Source organism: Shewanella sp. MF08487 (assembly GCF_050848685.1).
Classification (GTDB): domain Bacteria; phylum Pseudomonadota; class Gammaproteobacteria; order Enterobacterales; family Shewanellaceae; genus Shewanella; species Shewanella glacialipiscicola.
The window spans coordinates 1-16,144 of record NZ_JBOZPB010000017.1 but is presented as its reverse complement, the minus strand read 5'-3'; the positions used below and the strand labels follow the sequence as shown (position 1 = coordinate 16,144).

Below are 16,144 nucleotides of genomic sequence, written 5' to 3'. Positions count from 1 at the left end.
CAGTGCCATACCTTTGCCATACGCAAGATATCAGCCCAAATACTCACAGCATTAGTGCCCCTTAACCTGTCTTTGGCGGCTTTGTTGTCGCGCCAACCCTACTTAACTCGGGTTGTTTAATAAAAAACTAAGCCAACCAAAACGAAAGTATGAAATGCCTAAAAACAAGGTTGATATCTTAATCCCTGCGATCTGGCTCACATCACTCGCGGATTAGAGTGGGTAGAAAGGTAGAAGGTTAATCCCTGACCTTATCGTTAATGACAAGGGCGATGGCAAATAAAAGACATTTACCCCTAATGCCAAGACTTGGCATTGTCACTCTATTCGTTGAACGCTTGGAGGAACATATGGCTTATACAACGATCAATCCCTATACGGGAGAACTCATCAAAGAATTTCCCAATGCAACAGATACCGAAGTTACGCAGGCGATAGACTCCGCCCATCAGGCTTTTTTGGCTTGGCGAACCACTCCCTTTGCCGACAAGGCCGCAATACTGTCTAAGGCTGCAACCATTCTCAGAGATAACAAGCGGCAATATGCTAATTTATTGACGTTAGAAATGGGTAAAGTGATTGCAGAAGCCGAAGCTGAGGTCGAGCTTTCTGCGCAAATTCTCGAATATTACGCCGAACATACCGAGCGACTATTAGCCCCGCAAAAACTGCCGGTAGCCGATCCCGCAGAAGGTGAAGCGATACTGGTTCACGATCCCCTTGGCGTATTGCTGGCTATCGAACCTTGGAACTTCCCTTACTATCAAATTGCCCGAATTTTGGCGCCGCAGATATCCGTCGGAAACACGTTACTGCTCAAACACGCGTCCAATGTGCCGCAATGCGCCGCAGCCTTTGAAGGTCTGATGCGCGATGCAGGGCTGCCACAAGGGGTATTCCAAAACCTGTATGCAACACGCGACCAAATTGAATACATTATTAACTCCCCCAAAGTACATGGGGTGGCACTCACAGGTTCTGAGGGTGCAGGCGCAATGATTGCCGCACAAGCTGGTAAAGCGTTGAAAAAATCCACCTTAGAACTCGGCGGGGCTGATGCTTTCATCGTGCTTGAAGATGCCCAGCTGCCAAAAACTATTGATTGGGCGGTGTTCGGCCGTCACTGGAACGCAGGCCAGGTTTGTGTGTCATCCAAGCGGATGATCTTAGTTGAAGCCATTTATGATGAGTTTATGCAAGGCTATATCAAAGGTGTGGAAGCGCTAAAAGCGGGCGATCCTATGGATCCCACCACCACATTGGCCCCGTTATCTTCTCAGGCAGCTGCCGATGAAGTGAAGCAAAAAGTGCGTGATGCGGTAAAACATGGTGCAACAGCAACCGAAGTCGGCCCTAAAGTGCCAGAAAAAGGTGCCTTTGTGCAGCCGACGATATTGACCAATGTCACGCCAGATAACCCCGCTTACTATTGGGAGTTTTTCGGCCCTATATCGATGATCCTCAAAGCGAAAGATGAACAAGAAGCGATTGATATCGCCAACGACTCACCCTTTGGCCTGGGTGGCTCAGTGTTTACTGCTGATAATAAACGCGGGTTAGCGGTCGCTAAGCAGGTTTCAACCGGCATGATGTTTGTTAATCATCCAACTATGGTCAAGGCCGATTTACCCTTTGGTGGTGTGCGACGCTCAGGTTATGGCCGCGAGCTAATTGGTTTAGGCTTAAAAGAGTTTGTAAACCACAAACTGATTAATGTGGTTGATATTAACGCGCCTTTCTAAACGCTTAAAAAATAGCAACATCTGACTAAACGCCTGACGGAATAATCTGTCAGGCGTTTTATTTAACGTGCTTTATCCAAGGCATCACATAAGGCTTGAACGCCGAGTAACGCTCTGGGCGAAGCACGGTGCAATAAATCGGCATCAATTTGATAAATATGCTGTTTTTTAACGGCGGGAATTTCGGGCCATTGGCTCCAATCGACACCTTTAACATTGCCTTCCTCTTGGCTTTGCAAAATCACCTCGGGCAAGGTCAGTAACACATTTTCTAAACTCACCTGCGGGTAATCACTGGCGGCATCGTAAAACACATTTTCACCATGACACACATCAATAATCTGCTGGATCCAACTATTTTTAGAAACCGTCATCAAGGGGGTCGACCAGAGTTGATAAAATACCTTAGGTTCTGATTTTTTAGCATTTTCAACCCGCAATCGGATAAGCTCAGCGCGATAAGTGGCCGCAGCCTTGCTTGCTTCTTCAACATGCCCCGTAAGTTGGCCTAACTCTTCAAGCTCCTTGGCGACACCTTCCAAAGTTTTAGGATCGCTACCATAAAGGTTAAATCCTAACGTCCTAAGCTGGTTGATATCTTCGGCTTTATTACCCGAATCCCACACCACAATCAGATCGGGATTAAGCTCCATCACCCGCTCCATTTGAATACCGTAGTAACCCCCAATACGCGGGATATTTTTTGCCGCCTCGGGATAATCCGCATAATCAGTTGCGGCCACAATCGTATCGCCCGCACCTATGGCGTAAAGCATTTCTACCGCGTGGGGCGAAAGCGCAATAATACGTTGGGCAGGTTTGGCTAATGCGTGCTGAGAAAGCAAAATACTCAGACCCAATATGCAGCCAACATAATAGCGTTTCATCGTCATCCCTTTAATGTTAATCCTGAAATCATAGGCAGCATAGGTATCAGTTCATGGCGATTTGATGGAGTAACCTTTAATCAAATCGCCATAAATTAAATAACCATAAATCAATAATCAAAACCTTGCTGTGCCTTGACACCCGCTTCGAAGGCGTGTTTCAACGGCTGCACTTCGCTCACAGTATCGGCCAGCTCAATAATCGCCCGATGACAAGCGCGGCCCGTAATAATCACATGCTGCATCGGTGGACGATTTTTAAGTGCGCTAAGCACGCGTTCCACATCCAGATAGTGATAGCTCACCATATAGGTGAGTTCATCGAGCATAAGGCAATCTATGCTCTCATCTTGCAGCAGCTTTTCGGCGGCTTCCCAAGCGAGTACAGCAGCGGCGGTATCCTTTTCTTTATCTTGGGTTTCCCAGGTAAAACCTGTGCCCATTACATGAAACTCAACCCCTGCACCTTCGAGTAAATTGCGCTCACCGCACTCCCAAGTACCTTTGATAAATTGCACTACCGCGGCTTTTTTGCCGTGACCGACGGCGCGAGCCACTGTGCCAAAACCAGAAGTAGACTTGCCTTTGCCGTTACCGGTTAATACCAGCAGAATGCCCTTTTCTTCTTGAGCGGCGGCAATTTTAGCATCCACACCGACTTTCACTTTTTGTTGGCGAGCCTTGTGGCGTTCGGCCTTGATTTGAGCTTGTTCATTATCGTTCTGTGCTGTCATAGTCTTCTCTTCACTCTGCTGCTAAAAATGTATGCTTTTATAAATATTAGTTTTTAAATGCCGCTCTTTCTCAATATCCGCTCTTTGCCGAATTCAACGCCGAACTGCGGCATCCAAAATAGTCTGTAATTTTTGCATGTCTAAATGCTCGGCTAACACGTCAGCTAAACGATCGAGTTGCTGTTCACGTATTTGATTGATATCTATCGCCTTAGTATCGTTTAATCCCGCCCAGCGCAGGATCAGCTGACAGGCATCAGGGCTATCAAACAACCCGTGTAAATAAGTACCTAAGATTTGCCCATCATCGCTTTGCAGGCCATCGGAAAAACTCATCGTAGGCGCGGTTAATGGTGTCGATTCTGGGATTAACTGCAAGGGCGGATTGTACTGTTCATCACTTAGCGCGAGAGCTGCCGTAAGAATGGGCGCGAGATAACTTGATTCGCCGCAGTGGATTTCATAGCCCTGCACTGCAACCCTTTGCCCAAGCAGAGTAAGCTCACCGCTCACCCGCCGTAACTGTTTATCGGCTTTGAGTTCTGTGCTCAATGGTAAGTAGCCAAGTCCTTCGGTATCGCCCGCACTGTCTTCAATCCCTAAGGGATCGGCAATGCTTTGGCCTAACATTTGGTAACCGCCGCAAATGCCGAGCACTTTGCCGCCGTAACGCAGGTGTGTGTCGATATCCTTATCCCAACCTTGCTGGCGTAAAAAGGCCAAATCGGCACGCACATTCTTACTGCCGGGCAAGATCAATAAATCGGCGGCGGGCAAATGAGTGGCGTGACTCGCAGCTTGGGTTTGCAATGACACATAGTCAAAATCGATATCGGGATGCAACCGCAGCGGATCAAAATCCGTGTGATTACTGATCCTTGGGTACACTAAGACCCGCACTTTTAAGCGGCTGTTAGCGCCTTTAGTCGGCGAGCTTATCAGCGCATCTTCGGCATCGAGATGTAAATCATGCAGATAAGGCAACACGCCTAAAACAGGCTTTTGAGTATAAGCTTCAAGCCAATCGAGCCCTGATTGCAACAGGCTAATATCGCCACGGAAACGATTGATCACAAAGCCCTTTACCCGCGCCTGTTCAGACTCAGATAACAGCGCTAAGGTCCCGACCAAATGGGCAAATACGCCGCCCTTATCGATATCGGCAATGATGATCACAGGACAATCCACGGCTTCGGCAAATCCCATGTTGGCAATATCGCCTTCACGCAGATTGATCTCCGCCGGACTGCCCGCGCCTTCAACCACTATGGTTTGATACTGGGCCGTCAATCGCTCGAAGGACTCCAGCACAGCGTCAAGCGCCATTGCCTTGTAATCCTTAGATTTAGGCCCAAAAAAGGCTGAGGCTTCGAGTGTCGTCAGGGCTTTGCCATGAACGATAATTTGCGCGCCCGTGTCCGAGCTAGGTTTAAGCAGTATGGGATTAAAATCGGTATGGGGCTCAAGATAACAGGCCACGGCTTGCAAGGCCTGTGCGCGACCAATCTCGCCGCCATCAATAGTGACAGCGCTATTGAGCGCCATATTTTGCGGCTTAAAAGGCGCAACCTTACCGCCCTCTCGGGCGAGCAAACGACAAATCCCCGCCACTAAGGTGCTCTTCCCCGCATCCGATGTTGTGCCCTGCACCATCAAGACTTTTGCGCGGCGAGGTGAATTAACCGCAGGCGTATTCACCGCAAGATTAGCAGCAGAATGAATAGCTAAAGCGTTAGCGGTATCGAGTGCATTTGCACAGCCTGTGTTGTCTGTGTTTGGAGAGGGCATAGGGTTAAAAAACTTATTCTAGTTTGCAGGGATAAAGATAAAGCTCAGTCTCAACATCACTTAGTTAGATTACAGTGGTTTTAGTGCTAAGGGTAAACCCGCGACCACTAAGGTGACATTATCCGCTAAGGCGGCAACGGCTTGGTTTAGCCAGCCCGCTTCGTCGACAAATTGTCGGCTCAACTCACCTAAGGGCACTATGCCAGAACCGACTTCGTTACTGATCAAAATCACCACGCCTTCAAACTCAGTTAGCGCATCCACAAAAGCGGTTTTTTCTGCCTGCCAATTCGCTAAAGCTTTATCCATTGAGGTTCTAGTGGCAAAGTCTGAGGCGTTCCACTCGGTCGGCGCGGGTTCATCATCAACTTGCGGATTGGATGCGAGTAATTGATTGGTTAACCACAGGGTTAAACAGTCGACTAAAATCACTCGTCCAGGTTTGGCTAAGCGCGCTAATGTAGCCGTCAACGCCAATGGCTCTTCAAACAATTGCCACTCAACACCATCGTCAGAACGGTCCGCTTGATGCTTGGCAATGCGTATGGCCATTTCATCATCTAGCGCCTGCGCCGTGGCCACATAGCAGGCATCGAAGCCTAGCGCTGTGTACTGGCGCACTAAGGCTTCACCGTAGCGACTTTTACCGCTACGGGCGCCGCCTAGGACGAGATGGATCACAGTATGTTACCCACAACGAGTAATACAAAATAACACACGATTTCAGCTATTTGCTGCGCAGCGCCTAAGGTATCACCCGTGTAACCGCCAATCTGGCGTCTAAAGATCACTATGATCAAACGGCGCAGTCCTATCATCACCAATAGCAATGACAATGCCGCTAACCCCTTGAGGAATAACAGCACTAATACGCCGCTGGCGATCAGGATAAGCAGCTCATTAATCCCTTGATGTTGCGATAACGGCTTTGACTTACTGGTCTCGTCATCGCGGACATATTTTTCACTAAAGATAATACTCGCCGACACCACACGGCTCACTGTGTGCGCGACGATAAGCGCCGAGCCCGCCACCACAGGATCATACAGGGCCAACTCGACCAACAACTGCCATTTCAGCAGCAGAGCCAACATTAGCGCCAAAGCGCCATAGCTGCCAAGGCGCGAGTCCTTCATGATCCGCAGCTTATCTTCGACCGTCCAACCGCCACCAAAACCATCAAAGGTATCGGCCAGGCCATCTTCATGGAATCCGCCCGTAAGCAAGACGCCAACGAGCATAGCCAACAGTACAGAAACGCCAGCGGGGAGCCAGTTCTGCGTCAACCAAAACACAATGGCACTGAGCAGGCCGACCAAAAGACCGACCAGACCGAAATAACGGCTGGCTTTATTCAGCTTATCACTATCGACTTCAACCCAGCTCGGCATAGGAATGCGGGTAAAATAGCCCATGGCAACAAAAAACAAATCTATTTCTTTGTGCCAGCTTTCGCGTTCTGACATAAAGCATCCTTAGTGAGTTCACACTTGCTACACGATTTAAGAATAAAACAGTTGGCTAACAGTTATTATTTTAAATAAGTAAAATAAGAGACTTAGCAGAGTACATCATACAACAGCCTCAATCCCAGCATCACTAAAACTCGCCATTTGGTTGTAAAAATTTACTGCAGCTTGAATAAGCGGCAATGCTAAAGCGGCGCCAGTGCCTTCGCCCAATCTCAGCCCGAGGGACAACAAGGGTTTAGCCTGTAAAAAATCTAACATCCGCAGGTGGCCTTGTTCGTCAGACTGATGGGCAAAAATTAAATAATCGCGCACATTCGGCGCAATTTTTACCGCCACTAACGCCGCAGCTGTCGCGATAAAACCATCTATCACCACCAGCATTTTGCGTTCAGCCGCGGCTAATATCGCCCCTGTCATTTGCACAATTTCAAATCCGCCTAAGCAGGCTAACACTGCTTTGGGACCAGTTAAGGCGTGTTGATGTAACTGCAAAGCCTGCTCAATTAACGACAGTTTTAGCGCTAAGGTCTCTGCATTAATCCCCGTACCGCGACCCACGCAATCAGCCACATCGAGTTGCATAATTGCCGCCATAATCGCTGCTGCTGCCGAGGTATTACCTATACCCATTTCGCCAAAGGCAATCAGATTACAACCTGCTTGATGGTGGCGTTCAATTAAATCTCGCGCCATGGCAAAGCCTTTATCAACGGTATTTAGCGCCATGGCGGGCGCCAAATGAATAGCCTCAGTACCGGCGCCAAGACGTTGATTAATAATGCCCTCAACATCTTCTACAGGCGTTAAAATACCGCAATCAATCACTTCGAGTTTAAAGCCGACCTGTCGACAAAACACGTTAATAGCAGCGCCGCCATGGGCAAAATTTTGCACCATTTGGCGCGTGACTTCGCTCGGCGCAATCGATACTCCCTGCGCGGCAATGCCATGATCTCCTGCAAACACTAACAGAGTTGGATGAACGATTTTTAGTGTATCTTGTGGCAACGTTGCGCCTTGCACGCGGGCAATCTGTAACGCTAAGGATTCAAGCAGGCCTAAGGCGCCAAGCGGTTTAGTTTTAAGATCAATCTTCTGCTGAATCATTTGATCCTGCGCGTTACTCACTGGGCTTATTTGAAAAGATACGGCTGACTGAGACATCCACACTCCACTTGTAATCTACATTAAATAACCACAACGCATCCTGCGTATATGACTAACATGACCAATTTTGCATTTCCAATCGCGGGGCAGATATCAACAGAAATACTGATTATCCCGTCAGTCTGCGCTTACGACATAACTCTAGGATGACGACTTAACTCTGGGTTTACGTTCTGACTAGGTGCCTACGGCATGACCTTGTATTTACGGCATAACTCTACGCTTACGCAAAATCAGTAAAAAGAATAAGCTGCCGATAGCGGCAGTAATAATGCCTACGGGTAACTCTTGATTACCCAACAAACAGCGCGCTAATACATCAATCCACACCATAAATAATCCGCCCACCAACGCCGTTAATAAAATCGGCTGGCGACCGGGAAATAGCATGCGCACGGTATGGGGGATCATTAAACCGACAAAACCAATACCGCCACAGGTGGCAACCAATACTGCGGTAATTAACGAGCACAGTAGTAACATGTTGAGTCGTAACTTAGGTACATTTACCCCTAAGGTATGGGCGGTTTCATCCCCCGCTTGCAGCGCCATAATCTGCCGCTTCATGCCTAAGATAATCAATAAGCTCACCCCAACAACCAGAGTCGGCAAAATAAGTAACGACCAACTGGCCTTAGCAAAACTGCCTAAACTCCAAAACAATACCGAAGCCGTGGCCTGCGGACTGGAAAAATACAACAGTAAACTGGTTAGGGCGCCAAACATAAAGGAGGTTGCCACACCTGAAAGCAGCATGCGCTCGACTTGGCTATTAAGCCCAAGTCCCGATAACGCTAACACAATCAACACCGACAAACTGGCGCCAATAAAAGCGCCCAAGGGCAAGCTAAACCAAAGCAAACCCGACAAGGCGCCCGAACCGCTAAAAAGCCCAGAATGTGCCGCCATGCCAGCATTATCAAAAAATCCAGAGCCAGTGAATAAGGTCAACATCACCACAGCGCCAAAGGACGCGCCAGAGCTAATGCCAAATAAATACGGGTCTGCCAGCGGATTGCGCGTCACGGTTTGCAACACACTGCCCGCCAGTGACAAACCCGCCCCCGCCACAAAAGCCAGTAAAATGCGCGGTAGCCTGAGCTCCATCACAATGCGCTCAGTCATGCCGCTTGTCTGAGCGAGGTTAGCAACCTTATTGATAAACACCTGGATAACATCCATAAAGCTGATGTTTGCCGCACCAAAACTGGTCGCGGCTATCGGTGTAATCAATGTCAGCATGGCTAACGCCAGCAGCATCAACTGTTGTCTTGTCAAAAGTGTCACCATAGGCCCCAAATTTGAGGTGCAATACTGCGTTGTTGACTCGTCTGAATCATTCACTCTCACCTCGTTTGTCCCCGTTATGGGTTGCATCATGGTAACCATAAAAATAGCTGATTAAGGGATTTTTATGTTGCGGATGAACAGATACCTGAGCGCACACCCCGAACACATCGGCGATACGCGCTTCAGTTAATACCTCTGTCGGTGTGCCCATGGCACTGACCTCGCCGTTGTGGATTAACAATAAGCTGTCACACAGGGCACTGGCCAAATTAAGATCGTGGATGGAAGCAATCACACTAATACCCAAACTGCGCACCAGCTCAAGAATTTGAATTTGATAGCGCACATCAAGATGATTGGTGGGTTCATCGAGGATGAGCAGTTGTGGCTGTTGCACTATGGCACGAGCGATCAAGGCGCGTTGTTTTTCACCACCCGATAAACGCTCATATTGCTGGTACATTTTATGGCTGAGGCCGACTTTTTCGAGCGCTTTAGCAATGCATTCGCCATCTTTGCTAGAGTTAGTGTCGAACATGCCCTTGTGCGGCGTTAACCCCATACTGACCAATTGCTCTGTAGTCATGTCGAAATAATGCGGCGTATCTTGCTGGACAACAGCAACACTACAGGCAAAAGCTTTGGGCGATAAGCGCTCAATATCTTGATCAAATAAGGTGATTTTGCCCTGAGTCGGGCGCACAAATCGATACAAACAGCGCAGCAAACTAGACTTACCCGCACCGTTAGGGCCAATCAGCCCAAGCATCTGCCCTGTCGGCAGTGTAAAGTTAATATCGGTAAGAATAGTTTTGCTATCAATACTCCAACTCAAATGGCTCACATCAAGCGCAACTGGCTGGCTGGCAAGTGGGGTATCGCAGCTATTTAAGCTGCGGCTGGTTTGGATTTCAGAGAGTCTCACCAACGCGGCGCTCCTAGCGAGTCCAAACCTGCACTAAAAAAGGAGATACACATAGTTGCTGTATACATAGTCGCTGTATACATAATCGTTATACACATAGTCATCTGCTCCCTCGAGTCACCCGCTCAAGAATTTAAGCTGCACGCAGCGATAACAGAAATAGGCAGGTCTCCTGACTTGTCACTTTTATATTTAAAACTCTATAAAAGTCACGCACAGTTGCGGGCACAGTTCGGGCTGACTGACGAGCAGCTCCCCGATTCCCTATTATGTTGAAATTAATCTTTAGCCTTGGCAAAGAGGCTTAGCAATATTTGCCTAACTCCCCTTGCACCACTCAAAACCCTCAACACCTATTTCTGTGACGTTAGCCGCTACGCTATAGCAGGATCGTATGCGAGCGGTAACATCAAGAGAAAGCATTATCCTATATTTACCCTAATAGGCAATCGACAATCGCGCCGCTAAGATGAGAAAAATCTTCAACTTAGCGGATGGTTTAAATGGCTAACTATGATGACTAACTCTGTTACTCCCTGCAGTTATAACCGACGGCAGCGAGTCACGTTATTCGCAGCGACCGCTCGGCCAATCTAAACGCCAATAACGAGTGCCTTGCTCATCTTGCAGCACATTAATTTTTACCACTGCGGCGACGGGTAAATTAAGTTGGCTATAAAAACCCACGGCCCGTTCAACCCCCAGTGCCCGCGCCATTAAATGGCGGATAACACCGCCGTGGCTCACTAGCCATATTTTAGCAGTAGGCGTGAGCGTACCGTCTTGAGCCTCATCTTTATTTAAGGCAATAGAATTTAACGCAATAGACAATTGCTCAAACTCAGCGGCAAGTATTTGCTCAATAGCATAGTTCACTCGCGACTCAAAACTGGCCATAGTCTCACCGTTGGGCGGCGGCGCTTGCCAAGGATTTTGCCAATAGGCGGCTAAACGTTCGCCCTCTTGTTGATAGAGTTCATCGAGTTTACGTCCGTCCCAATCACCGAAATCTATTTCCTGTAAATCTGACAAAAATTGCGCCTCTAATGGCTTTGTCTGTGCCGTTAATATGTTGCTTGCTGATGTCGAATTTGAAGATAGCGCCGTACTTAACGGTGGTACTCCAGTTAACAGCGGCGCCGTTGAATGCAGCTCAGCGGCCAGAGCTTGGGCAAAGTCAGCACAGCGGCGTGAAGTTGAACTATAAATGGCGCTACAGACGCTGGCCTGCGCTGCAACCGCCGCCGACATTTGTTGCCAACCCGTTTCGCTCAATGGCACATCTACACGCCCGCGTAAGATGGCGCCGCCTTCACACTCACCGTGGCGTAGTAATAATAGTTGTATTTGTTTCATCGTATTCCTTGGCTAATGTTCAAGAGCGAATGTTCAAAAAACACATCATTCAGGCGGTGATACTTAATCTTATGGGCATTATGTTGTTAAAAAATGGCTTAATACCAATGAAAACAGCCCTGTTAATTTGCCATTAAAGCATTCACTCAACAAATCACCGCTAAAAGTGCTCAAAAATCTCCGATGAGCAGGGTAAATCGTCAGGTGATTTTGACCTTGCACTGACGATCATAAGTCGCGTACTATGGACGTCCATACGTTTAAACGTCCATAACTTACATCTGGAATTGTAGAAGTCTGGAATAGTGGAAGTCTGGAAATATCGACTGAGCAGAATAAAATGCACTAAGCATAATAAAAGTCGATAGTGAACCAGCAAACACTCTGAACTGCATCCTGTATTTAATCCTAGGCTTAATCATGGGCTTAGCTTAGCTGTATTTAAGGTAATTATTTATGACGATACCCTCTACCAAAGCCGGCCAGATATTGGCAGACATACGCAAACAGCTTGCAGAGCGCATTCTGATCTTAGACGGTGCCATGGGCACTATGATCCAAGGCTACAAGCTGGAAGAAGAGGACTATCGCGGCGAACGTTTTAAAGATTGGCATACGGATGTCAAAGGTAACAACGATTTATTAGTGTTGTCGCAACCCCACATCATCAAACAAATTCACACCGACTACTTAAACGCCGGTGCAGACATCATTGAAACCAACACCTTTAACGCCACCACCATCGCCATGGCCGACTACGACATGCAGTCGCTGTCCGCCGAAATTAACTTAGTCGGCGCGCGACTCGCCCGTGAAGCTTGTGATGAAGCCTTTGCTGCCACAGGCATTCCACGCTACGTCGCCGGTGTGTTAGGCCCCACTAACCGTACTTGCTCGATTAGCCCAGATGTGAACGACCCAGGCTATCGCAACGTCAGCTTCGATGAGTTAGTGACTGCTTACAAAGAATCCACTAAGGCGCTGATTGAAGGCGGCGCGGATATCATTATGGTCGAGACCATATTCGATACCTTAAACGCCAAGGCTGCGCTGTTTGCGATTGAATCCGTATTCGATGACTTATTCGGTCAGCATTCTAAAGACAGATTGCCGATCATGATTTCGGGCACGATTACCGATGCCTCTGGCCGCACACTGACTGGCCAAACGACCGAAGCCTTTTACAATTCCCTTCGCCATATCAAGCCCTTATCTATCGGTCTTAACTGTGCACTTGGGCCAAAAGAATTACGCCCGTACGTCGAAGAATTATCCCGCATCAGTGAGTGTTATGTGTCGGCGCATCCGAATGCTGGCCTACCGAACGAGTTTGGCGGTTACGATGAAACCCCAGAGGACATGGCGAACGTGATCGAAGATTGGGCGCGCGAAGGCATGCTTAATATTATCGGGGGTTGTTGTGGTAGTACGCCTGAACATATCCGCGTGATCCGCGAAGCGGTGAGCCGTCACGATCCACGTATTTTGCCGGACATTCCGGTAGCTTGCCGCTTGGCAGGTTTGGAACCACTGACTATCGACGCCCAATCCCTGTTCGTTAACGTGGGTGAGCGCACCAACGTTACAGGTTCGGCCAAGTTTTTAAAATTGATCAAAGAAGGCAAGTTTGAGCAGGCGCTCGATGTCGCCCGCGAGCAGGTCGAAAGCGGCGCGCAAATCATCGACATCAACATGGACGAAGGCATGCTCGATGGCGCCGAGATCATGCACAAGTTTTTAAACTTGATTGCCTCTGAGCCCGACATCAGCCGCGTACCTATTATGATCGACTCCTCTAAATGGGAAGTGATCGAAGCTGGCCTCAAATGTATTCAAGGCAAGGGCATAGTTAACTCGATTTCCCTTAAAGAAGGCGAAGCCAAGTTTATCGAGCAAGCAACACTGGTGAAACGCTACGGCGCGGCGGCCATTATCATGGCATTCGACGAGCAAGGTCAGGCTGATACTAAGGCACGCAAAATCGAAATCTGTACCCGCGCCTATCGGGTTCTGGTCGATAAGGTCGGCTTTCCGCCAGAAGACATCATCTTCGACCCGAACATTTTCGCCATCGCCACAGGTATCGATGAACACGACAACTATGCCGTCGATTTTATTGATGCCATTAAAGCGATTAAAGCCACCCTGCCCCATGCAATGATTTCGGGCGGCGTGTCGAACGTGTCGTTCTCGTTTCGCGGTAATAACCCAGTGCGCGAAGCGATTCACGCGGTATTCCTGTACCACGCCATCAAAGTCGGCATGGACATGGGTATTGTCAACGCGGGTCAGTTAGCCATTTACGACGATATCGACCCTGAACTTAAAGTGCGGGTCGAAAACGTGGTGCTTAACTTGCCCTGCCCAGTTGAAGGCTCAAGCAATACCGAGCAGTTACTTGAAATCGCGGAGAAATTCCGCGGTGATGGCGCGCAGGTCGGTAAAAAAGAAGATTTAGAATGGCGCAGCTGGCCGGTGAGTCAACGCTTATCCCATGCGCTCGTCAAAGGCATTACCGAATTTATCGATGAAGATACCGAAGCCGCTCGCCAAGAAGCGAAACGTCCACTGGATGTGATTGAAGGCGCCTTGATGGACGGCATGAACGTAGTCGGTGACTTATTCGGCTCGGGCAAGATGTTCCTGCCGCAGGTGGTGAAATCGGCGCGGGTAATGAAAAAAGCCGTGGCTTACTTAAACCCCTATATCGAGCTAGAAAAGGTCGAAGGCCAATCTAACGGCAAGATTTTGATGGTGACGGTAAAAGGCGACGTGCACGATATCGGCAAGAATATCGTCGGCGTGGTGCTCGCCTGTAACGGTTTTGAGGTATTCGATTTAGGCGTGATGGTGTCGGTGGAGCGAATTCTCGACGCCGTGAAAGAACACAATATCGATATCATCGGCATGTCGGGCCTCATCACTCCGAGTCTGGACGAGATGGTGCATAACGTGAAAACCTTCCACCGCGAAGGCTTAACCATTCCGGCGATTATCGGCGGCGCCACTTGCTCAAAAATCCACACAGCGGTGAAGATTGCGCCCCATTATCCCCATGGCGCCATTTATATCGCCGATGCGTCCCGCGCCGTGCCTATGGTAAGTAAACTCATCAACAACGAGACTCGCCAAGCGACAATCGACGAAACCTATGCCGAATACGATGACATGCGCACTAAACGTTTATCACAGGCTAAACGCAAAGAAATTGTGTCACTCGAAGCGGCCCGCGAAAACCGTTGCCAACACGATTGGGCCAACTACACCCCGTTCACGCCAAACGTGCTCGGTCGCCAAGTATTTGATAATTATCCATTAGAAGACTTAGTCGAGCGTATCGACTGGACACCGTTTTTCCGCTCGTGGGAATTACATGGCCATTACCCCGAAATCCTCACCGACAAAGTGGTGGGCGTTGAGGCGCAAAAGCTGTTCGCCGATGGTCAGGCCATGCTCAAGCAAATCATCGAAGAAAAGTGGCTCACGGCGAAAGCGGTTATCGGCTTATTCCCTGCCAATACCGTTAATTACGACGACATTGAGCTGTACACCGATGAGTCGCGTACCACAGTTGAAATGACCACACATCACCTGCGGATGCAGCTTGAGCGTGTCGGTAACGACAACTTCTGTCTATCTGACTTTGTTGCGCCAAAAGACTCAGGCGTCGCCGATTACATGGGCGGCTTTGCGGTGACCACAGGCCACGGCATAGACGAACATGTGGCGCGTTTTGAAGCCAACCACGACGACTACAACGCCATCATGCTCAAATGCTTAGCCGACCGTTTGGCCGAAGCCTTTGCCGAGCGGATGCACGAACGGGTACGTAAAGAGTTTTGGGGTTATGCGGCCGACGAGCAGTTAAGCAATGAAGCCTTAATCCGCGAAAAATACAAAGGTATACGCCCCGCACCGGGTTACCCAGCATGCCCAGACCACACAGAAAAAGGCTTGTTATGGGACTTGCTCAAGCCCGATGAAACCATCGACTTGAATATCACCGAAAGCTACGCCATGTTCCCCACAGCGGCAGTATCGGGCTGGTATTTCGCCCACCCGAAATCACGTTACTTTGGCGTAACCAACATCGGCCGCGATCAAGTGGAAGATTATGCCAAGCGCAAGGGGATGAGCATTGAGGAAACAGAAAGGTGGTTATCACCAATATTGGATTATGATCCTGAATAATCAGGATCTTTATTACGCTAACGCGGTATAAGATCGGTCTTGCGACCGAAAGGTCGTGGGGCTTCGCCCCAAACCCAATGTTGCTGGTTCGTTTTGTATTGCGAACTAGCAGTGTTATCGCGGCAAAGTAATGGTGTGTCTAATTGCCTGCCGCAGGCTTTTGCACTGTTACACCAGTGACTCGCCGTAAATACATCCCTGTAGGCTCTACTAAAACATCCATGTTTTAGAAGGTCACTGGTGCAACAATGCCTAATCTGGTGTCCCCATTAGCAGTTGCGTATATTTTTTTGGTTAATTCATTAAAAAATCAATAACATAAAAGGCTGGTTTAGTGCTTATTCAAAAATAGCTAACGCTTCAGATGGGGCGTCCCTTCCCCCCCCCCCCGAAAGCTACGCAGACGTCCTGTCTGCGTCACGCTATTTTCTTAAACGTCCTTCAGCAACTTCGCAGGGATTAGGTCAGGGCGGGATTAAGCTTTGTTAAATCTCTTAACCAAAGAAAATCTCGCGCCTAAAATCGTCATTCCATGCTGCCTTTCTTATCTTGGTTGGTTTACTGGCTTTTAGCGGATGCTGCTCTAAAAGGT

General features: G+C 48.7%; 11 protein-coding genes and 1 riboswitch. Of the genes, 2 read left to right on the top strand and 9 right to left on the bottom strand.

The features are described 5' to 3' along the window. The first annotated feature begins 350 nt into the window (after positions 1–350). On the top strand, positions 351–1,742 hold the full coding sequence (locus tag ACRN9H_RS12455; RefSeq protein WP_432314084.1) for an NAD-dependent succinate-semialdehyde dehydrogenase: 1,392 nt from the start codon (positions 351–353) through the stop codon (positions 1,740–1,742). A 62-nt stretch (positions 1,743–1,804) separates the two neighbouring features. Here ACRN9H_RS12455 and ACRN9H_RS12450 read toward each other — a convergent pair whose 3' ends face one another. The 9 genes from ACRN9H_RS12450 to ACRN9H_RS12410 form a co-directional block, all read right to left on the bottom strand. Beyond that, on the bottom strand, positions 1,805–2,629 hold the full coding sequence (locus ACRN9H_RS12450) for a cobalamin-binding protein (protein WP_432314083.1): 825 nt from the start codon (positions 2,627–2,629) through the stop codon (positions 1,805–1,807). 110 nt (positions 2,630–2,739) lie between these two features. Continuing rightward, on the bottom strand, positions 2,740–3,363 hold the full coding sequence (gene cobO, locus ACRN9H_RS12445; protein ID WP_432314082.1) for a cob(I)yrinic acid a,c-diamide adenosyltransferase: 624 nt from the start codon (positions 3,361–3,363) through the stop codon (positions 2,740–2,742). A gap of 93 nt (positions 3,364–3,456) precedes the next feature. Then, entirely contained in the window at positions 3,457–5,151 is a 1,695-nt protein-coding gene (locus ACRN9H_RS12440) for a cobyric acid synthase (RefSeq protein WP_432314080.1), read from the bottom strand. Between the two features lie 69 nt (positions 5,152–5,220). Next, on the bottom strand, positions 5,221–5,832 hold the full coding sequence (gene cobU, locus ACRN9H_RS12435; protein ID WP_432314079.1) for a bifunctional adenosylcobinamide kinase/adenosylcobinamide-phosphate guanylyltransferase: 612 nt from the start codon (positions 5,830–5,832) through the stop codon (positions 5,221–5,223). Then, positions 5,829–6,617 carry an adenosylcobinamide-GDP ribazoletransferase gene (locus ACRN9H_RS12430; RefSeq protein WP_432314077.1) on the bottom strand — a complete coding sequence of 263 codons (789 nt, stop codon included), beginning with the start codon at positions 6,615–6,617 and terminating at the stop codon, positions 5,829–5,831. Before ACRN9H_RS12430 ends, cobU begins: the two co-directional genes overlap by 4 nt. A gap of 105 nt (positions 6,618–6,722) precedes the next feature. Next, positions 6,723–7,787 (bottom strand): nicotinate-nucleotide--dimethylbenzimidazole phosphoribosyltransferase, encoded by a 1,065-nt coding sequence (gene cobT, locus ACRN9H_RS12425; protein ID WP_432314075.1) that lies wholly within the window; start codon positions 7,785–7,787, stop codon positions 6,723–6,725. Between the two features lie 207 nt (positions 7,788–7,994). Continuing rightward, complete coding sequence (locus tag ACRN9H_RS12420; RefSeq protein WP_432314210.1) at positions 7,995–9,080, bottom strand: FecCD family ABC transporter permease; 1,086 nt, start codon at positions 9,078–9,080, stop codon at positions 7,995–7,997. A 46-nt stretch (positions 9,081–9,126) separates the two neighbouring features. Continuing rightward, entirely contained in the window at positions 9,127–10,005 is an 879-nt protein-coding gene (locus ACRN9H_RS12415; RefSeq protein ID WP_432314073.1) for an ABC transporter ATP-binding protein, read from the bottom strand. Positions 10,006–10,150: 145 nt separating this feature from the next. After that, a riboswitch (cobalamin riboswitch) is annotated at positions 10,151–10,309 on the bottom strand. 263 nt (positions 10,310–10,572) lie between these two features. Then, on the bottom strand, positions 10,573–11,361 hold the full coding sequence (locus ACRN9H_RS12410) for a histidine phosphatase family protein (protein ID WP_432314071.1): 789 nt from the start codon (positions 11,359–11,361) through the stop codon (positions 10,573–10,575). Positions 11,362–11,817: 456 nt separating this feature from the next. Here ACRN9H_RS12410 and metH point away from each other — a divergent pair, with 456 nt between their 5' ends. Further along, a complete protein-coding gene (metH, locus tag ACRN9H_RS12405) occupies positions 11,818–15,552 on the top strand; it encodes a methionine synthase (protein WP_432314069.1) in 3,735 nt (1,244 codons plus the stop codon). Positions 15,553–16,144: the final 592 nt, after the last annotated feature.

What these genes read in the sequence shown, in the direction of transcription:
- ACRN9H_RS12455 (WP_432314084.1), top strand. Translation starts at nt 351, where the DNA reads ATGGCTTATACAACGATCAATCCCTATACGGGAGAACTCATCAAAGAA.
- cobO (WP_432314082.1), bottom strand. Translation starts at nt 3,363, where the DNA reads ATGACAGCACAGAACGATAATGAACAAGCTCAAATCAAGGCCGAACGC.
- ACRN9H_RS12450 (WP_432314083.1), bottom strand. Translation starts at nt 2,629, where the DNA reads ATGAAACGCTATTATGTTGGCTGCATATTGGGTCTGAGTATTTTGCTT.
- ACRN9H_RS12420 (WP_432314210.1), bottom strand. Translation starts at nt 9,080, where the DNA reads ATGGTGACACTTTTGACAAGACAACAGTTGATGCTGCTGGCGTTAGCC.
- ACRN9H_RS12430 (WP_432314077.1), bottom strand. Translation starts at nt 6,617, where the DNA reads ATGTCAGAACGCGAAAGCTGGCACAAAGAAATAGATTTGTTTTTTGTT.
- ACRN9H_RS12410 (WP_432314071.1), bottom strand. Translation starts at nt 11,361, where the DNA reads ATGAAACAAATACAACTATTATTACTACGCCACGGTGAGTGTGAAGGC.
- cobT (WP_432314075.1), bottom strand. Translation starts at nt 7,787, where the DNA reads ATGTCTCAGTCAGCCGTATCTTTTCAAATAAGCCCAGTGAGTAACGCG.
- metH (WP_432314069.1), top strand. Translation starts at nt 11,818, where the DNA reads ATGACGATACCCTCTACCAAAGCCGGCCAGATATTGGCAGACATACGC.
- ACRN9H_RS12440 (WP_432314080.1), bottom strand. Translation starts at nt 5,151, where the DNA reads ATGCCCTCTCCAAACACAGACAACACAGGCTGTGCAAATGCACTCGAT.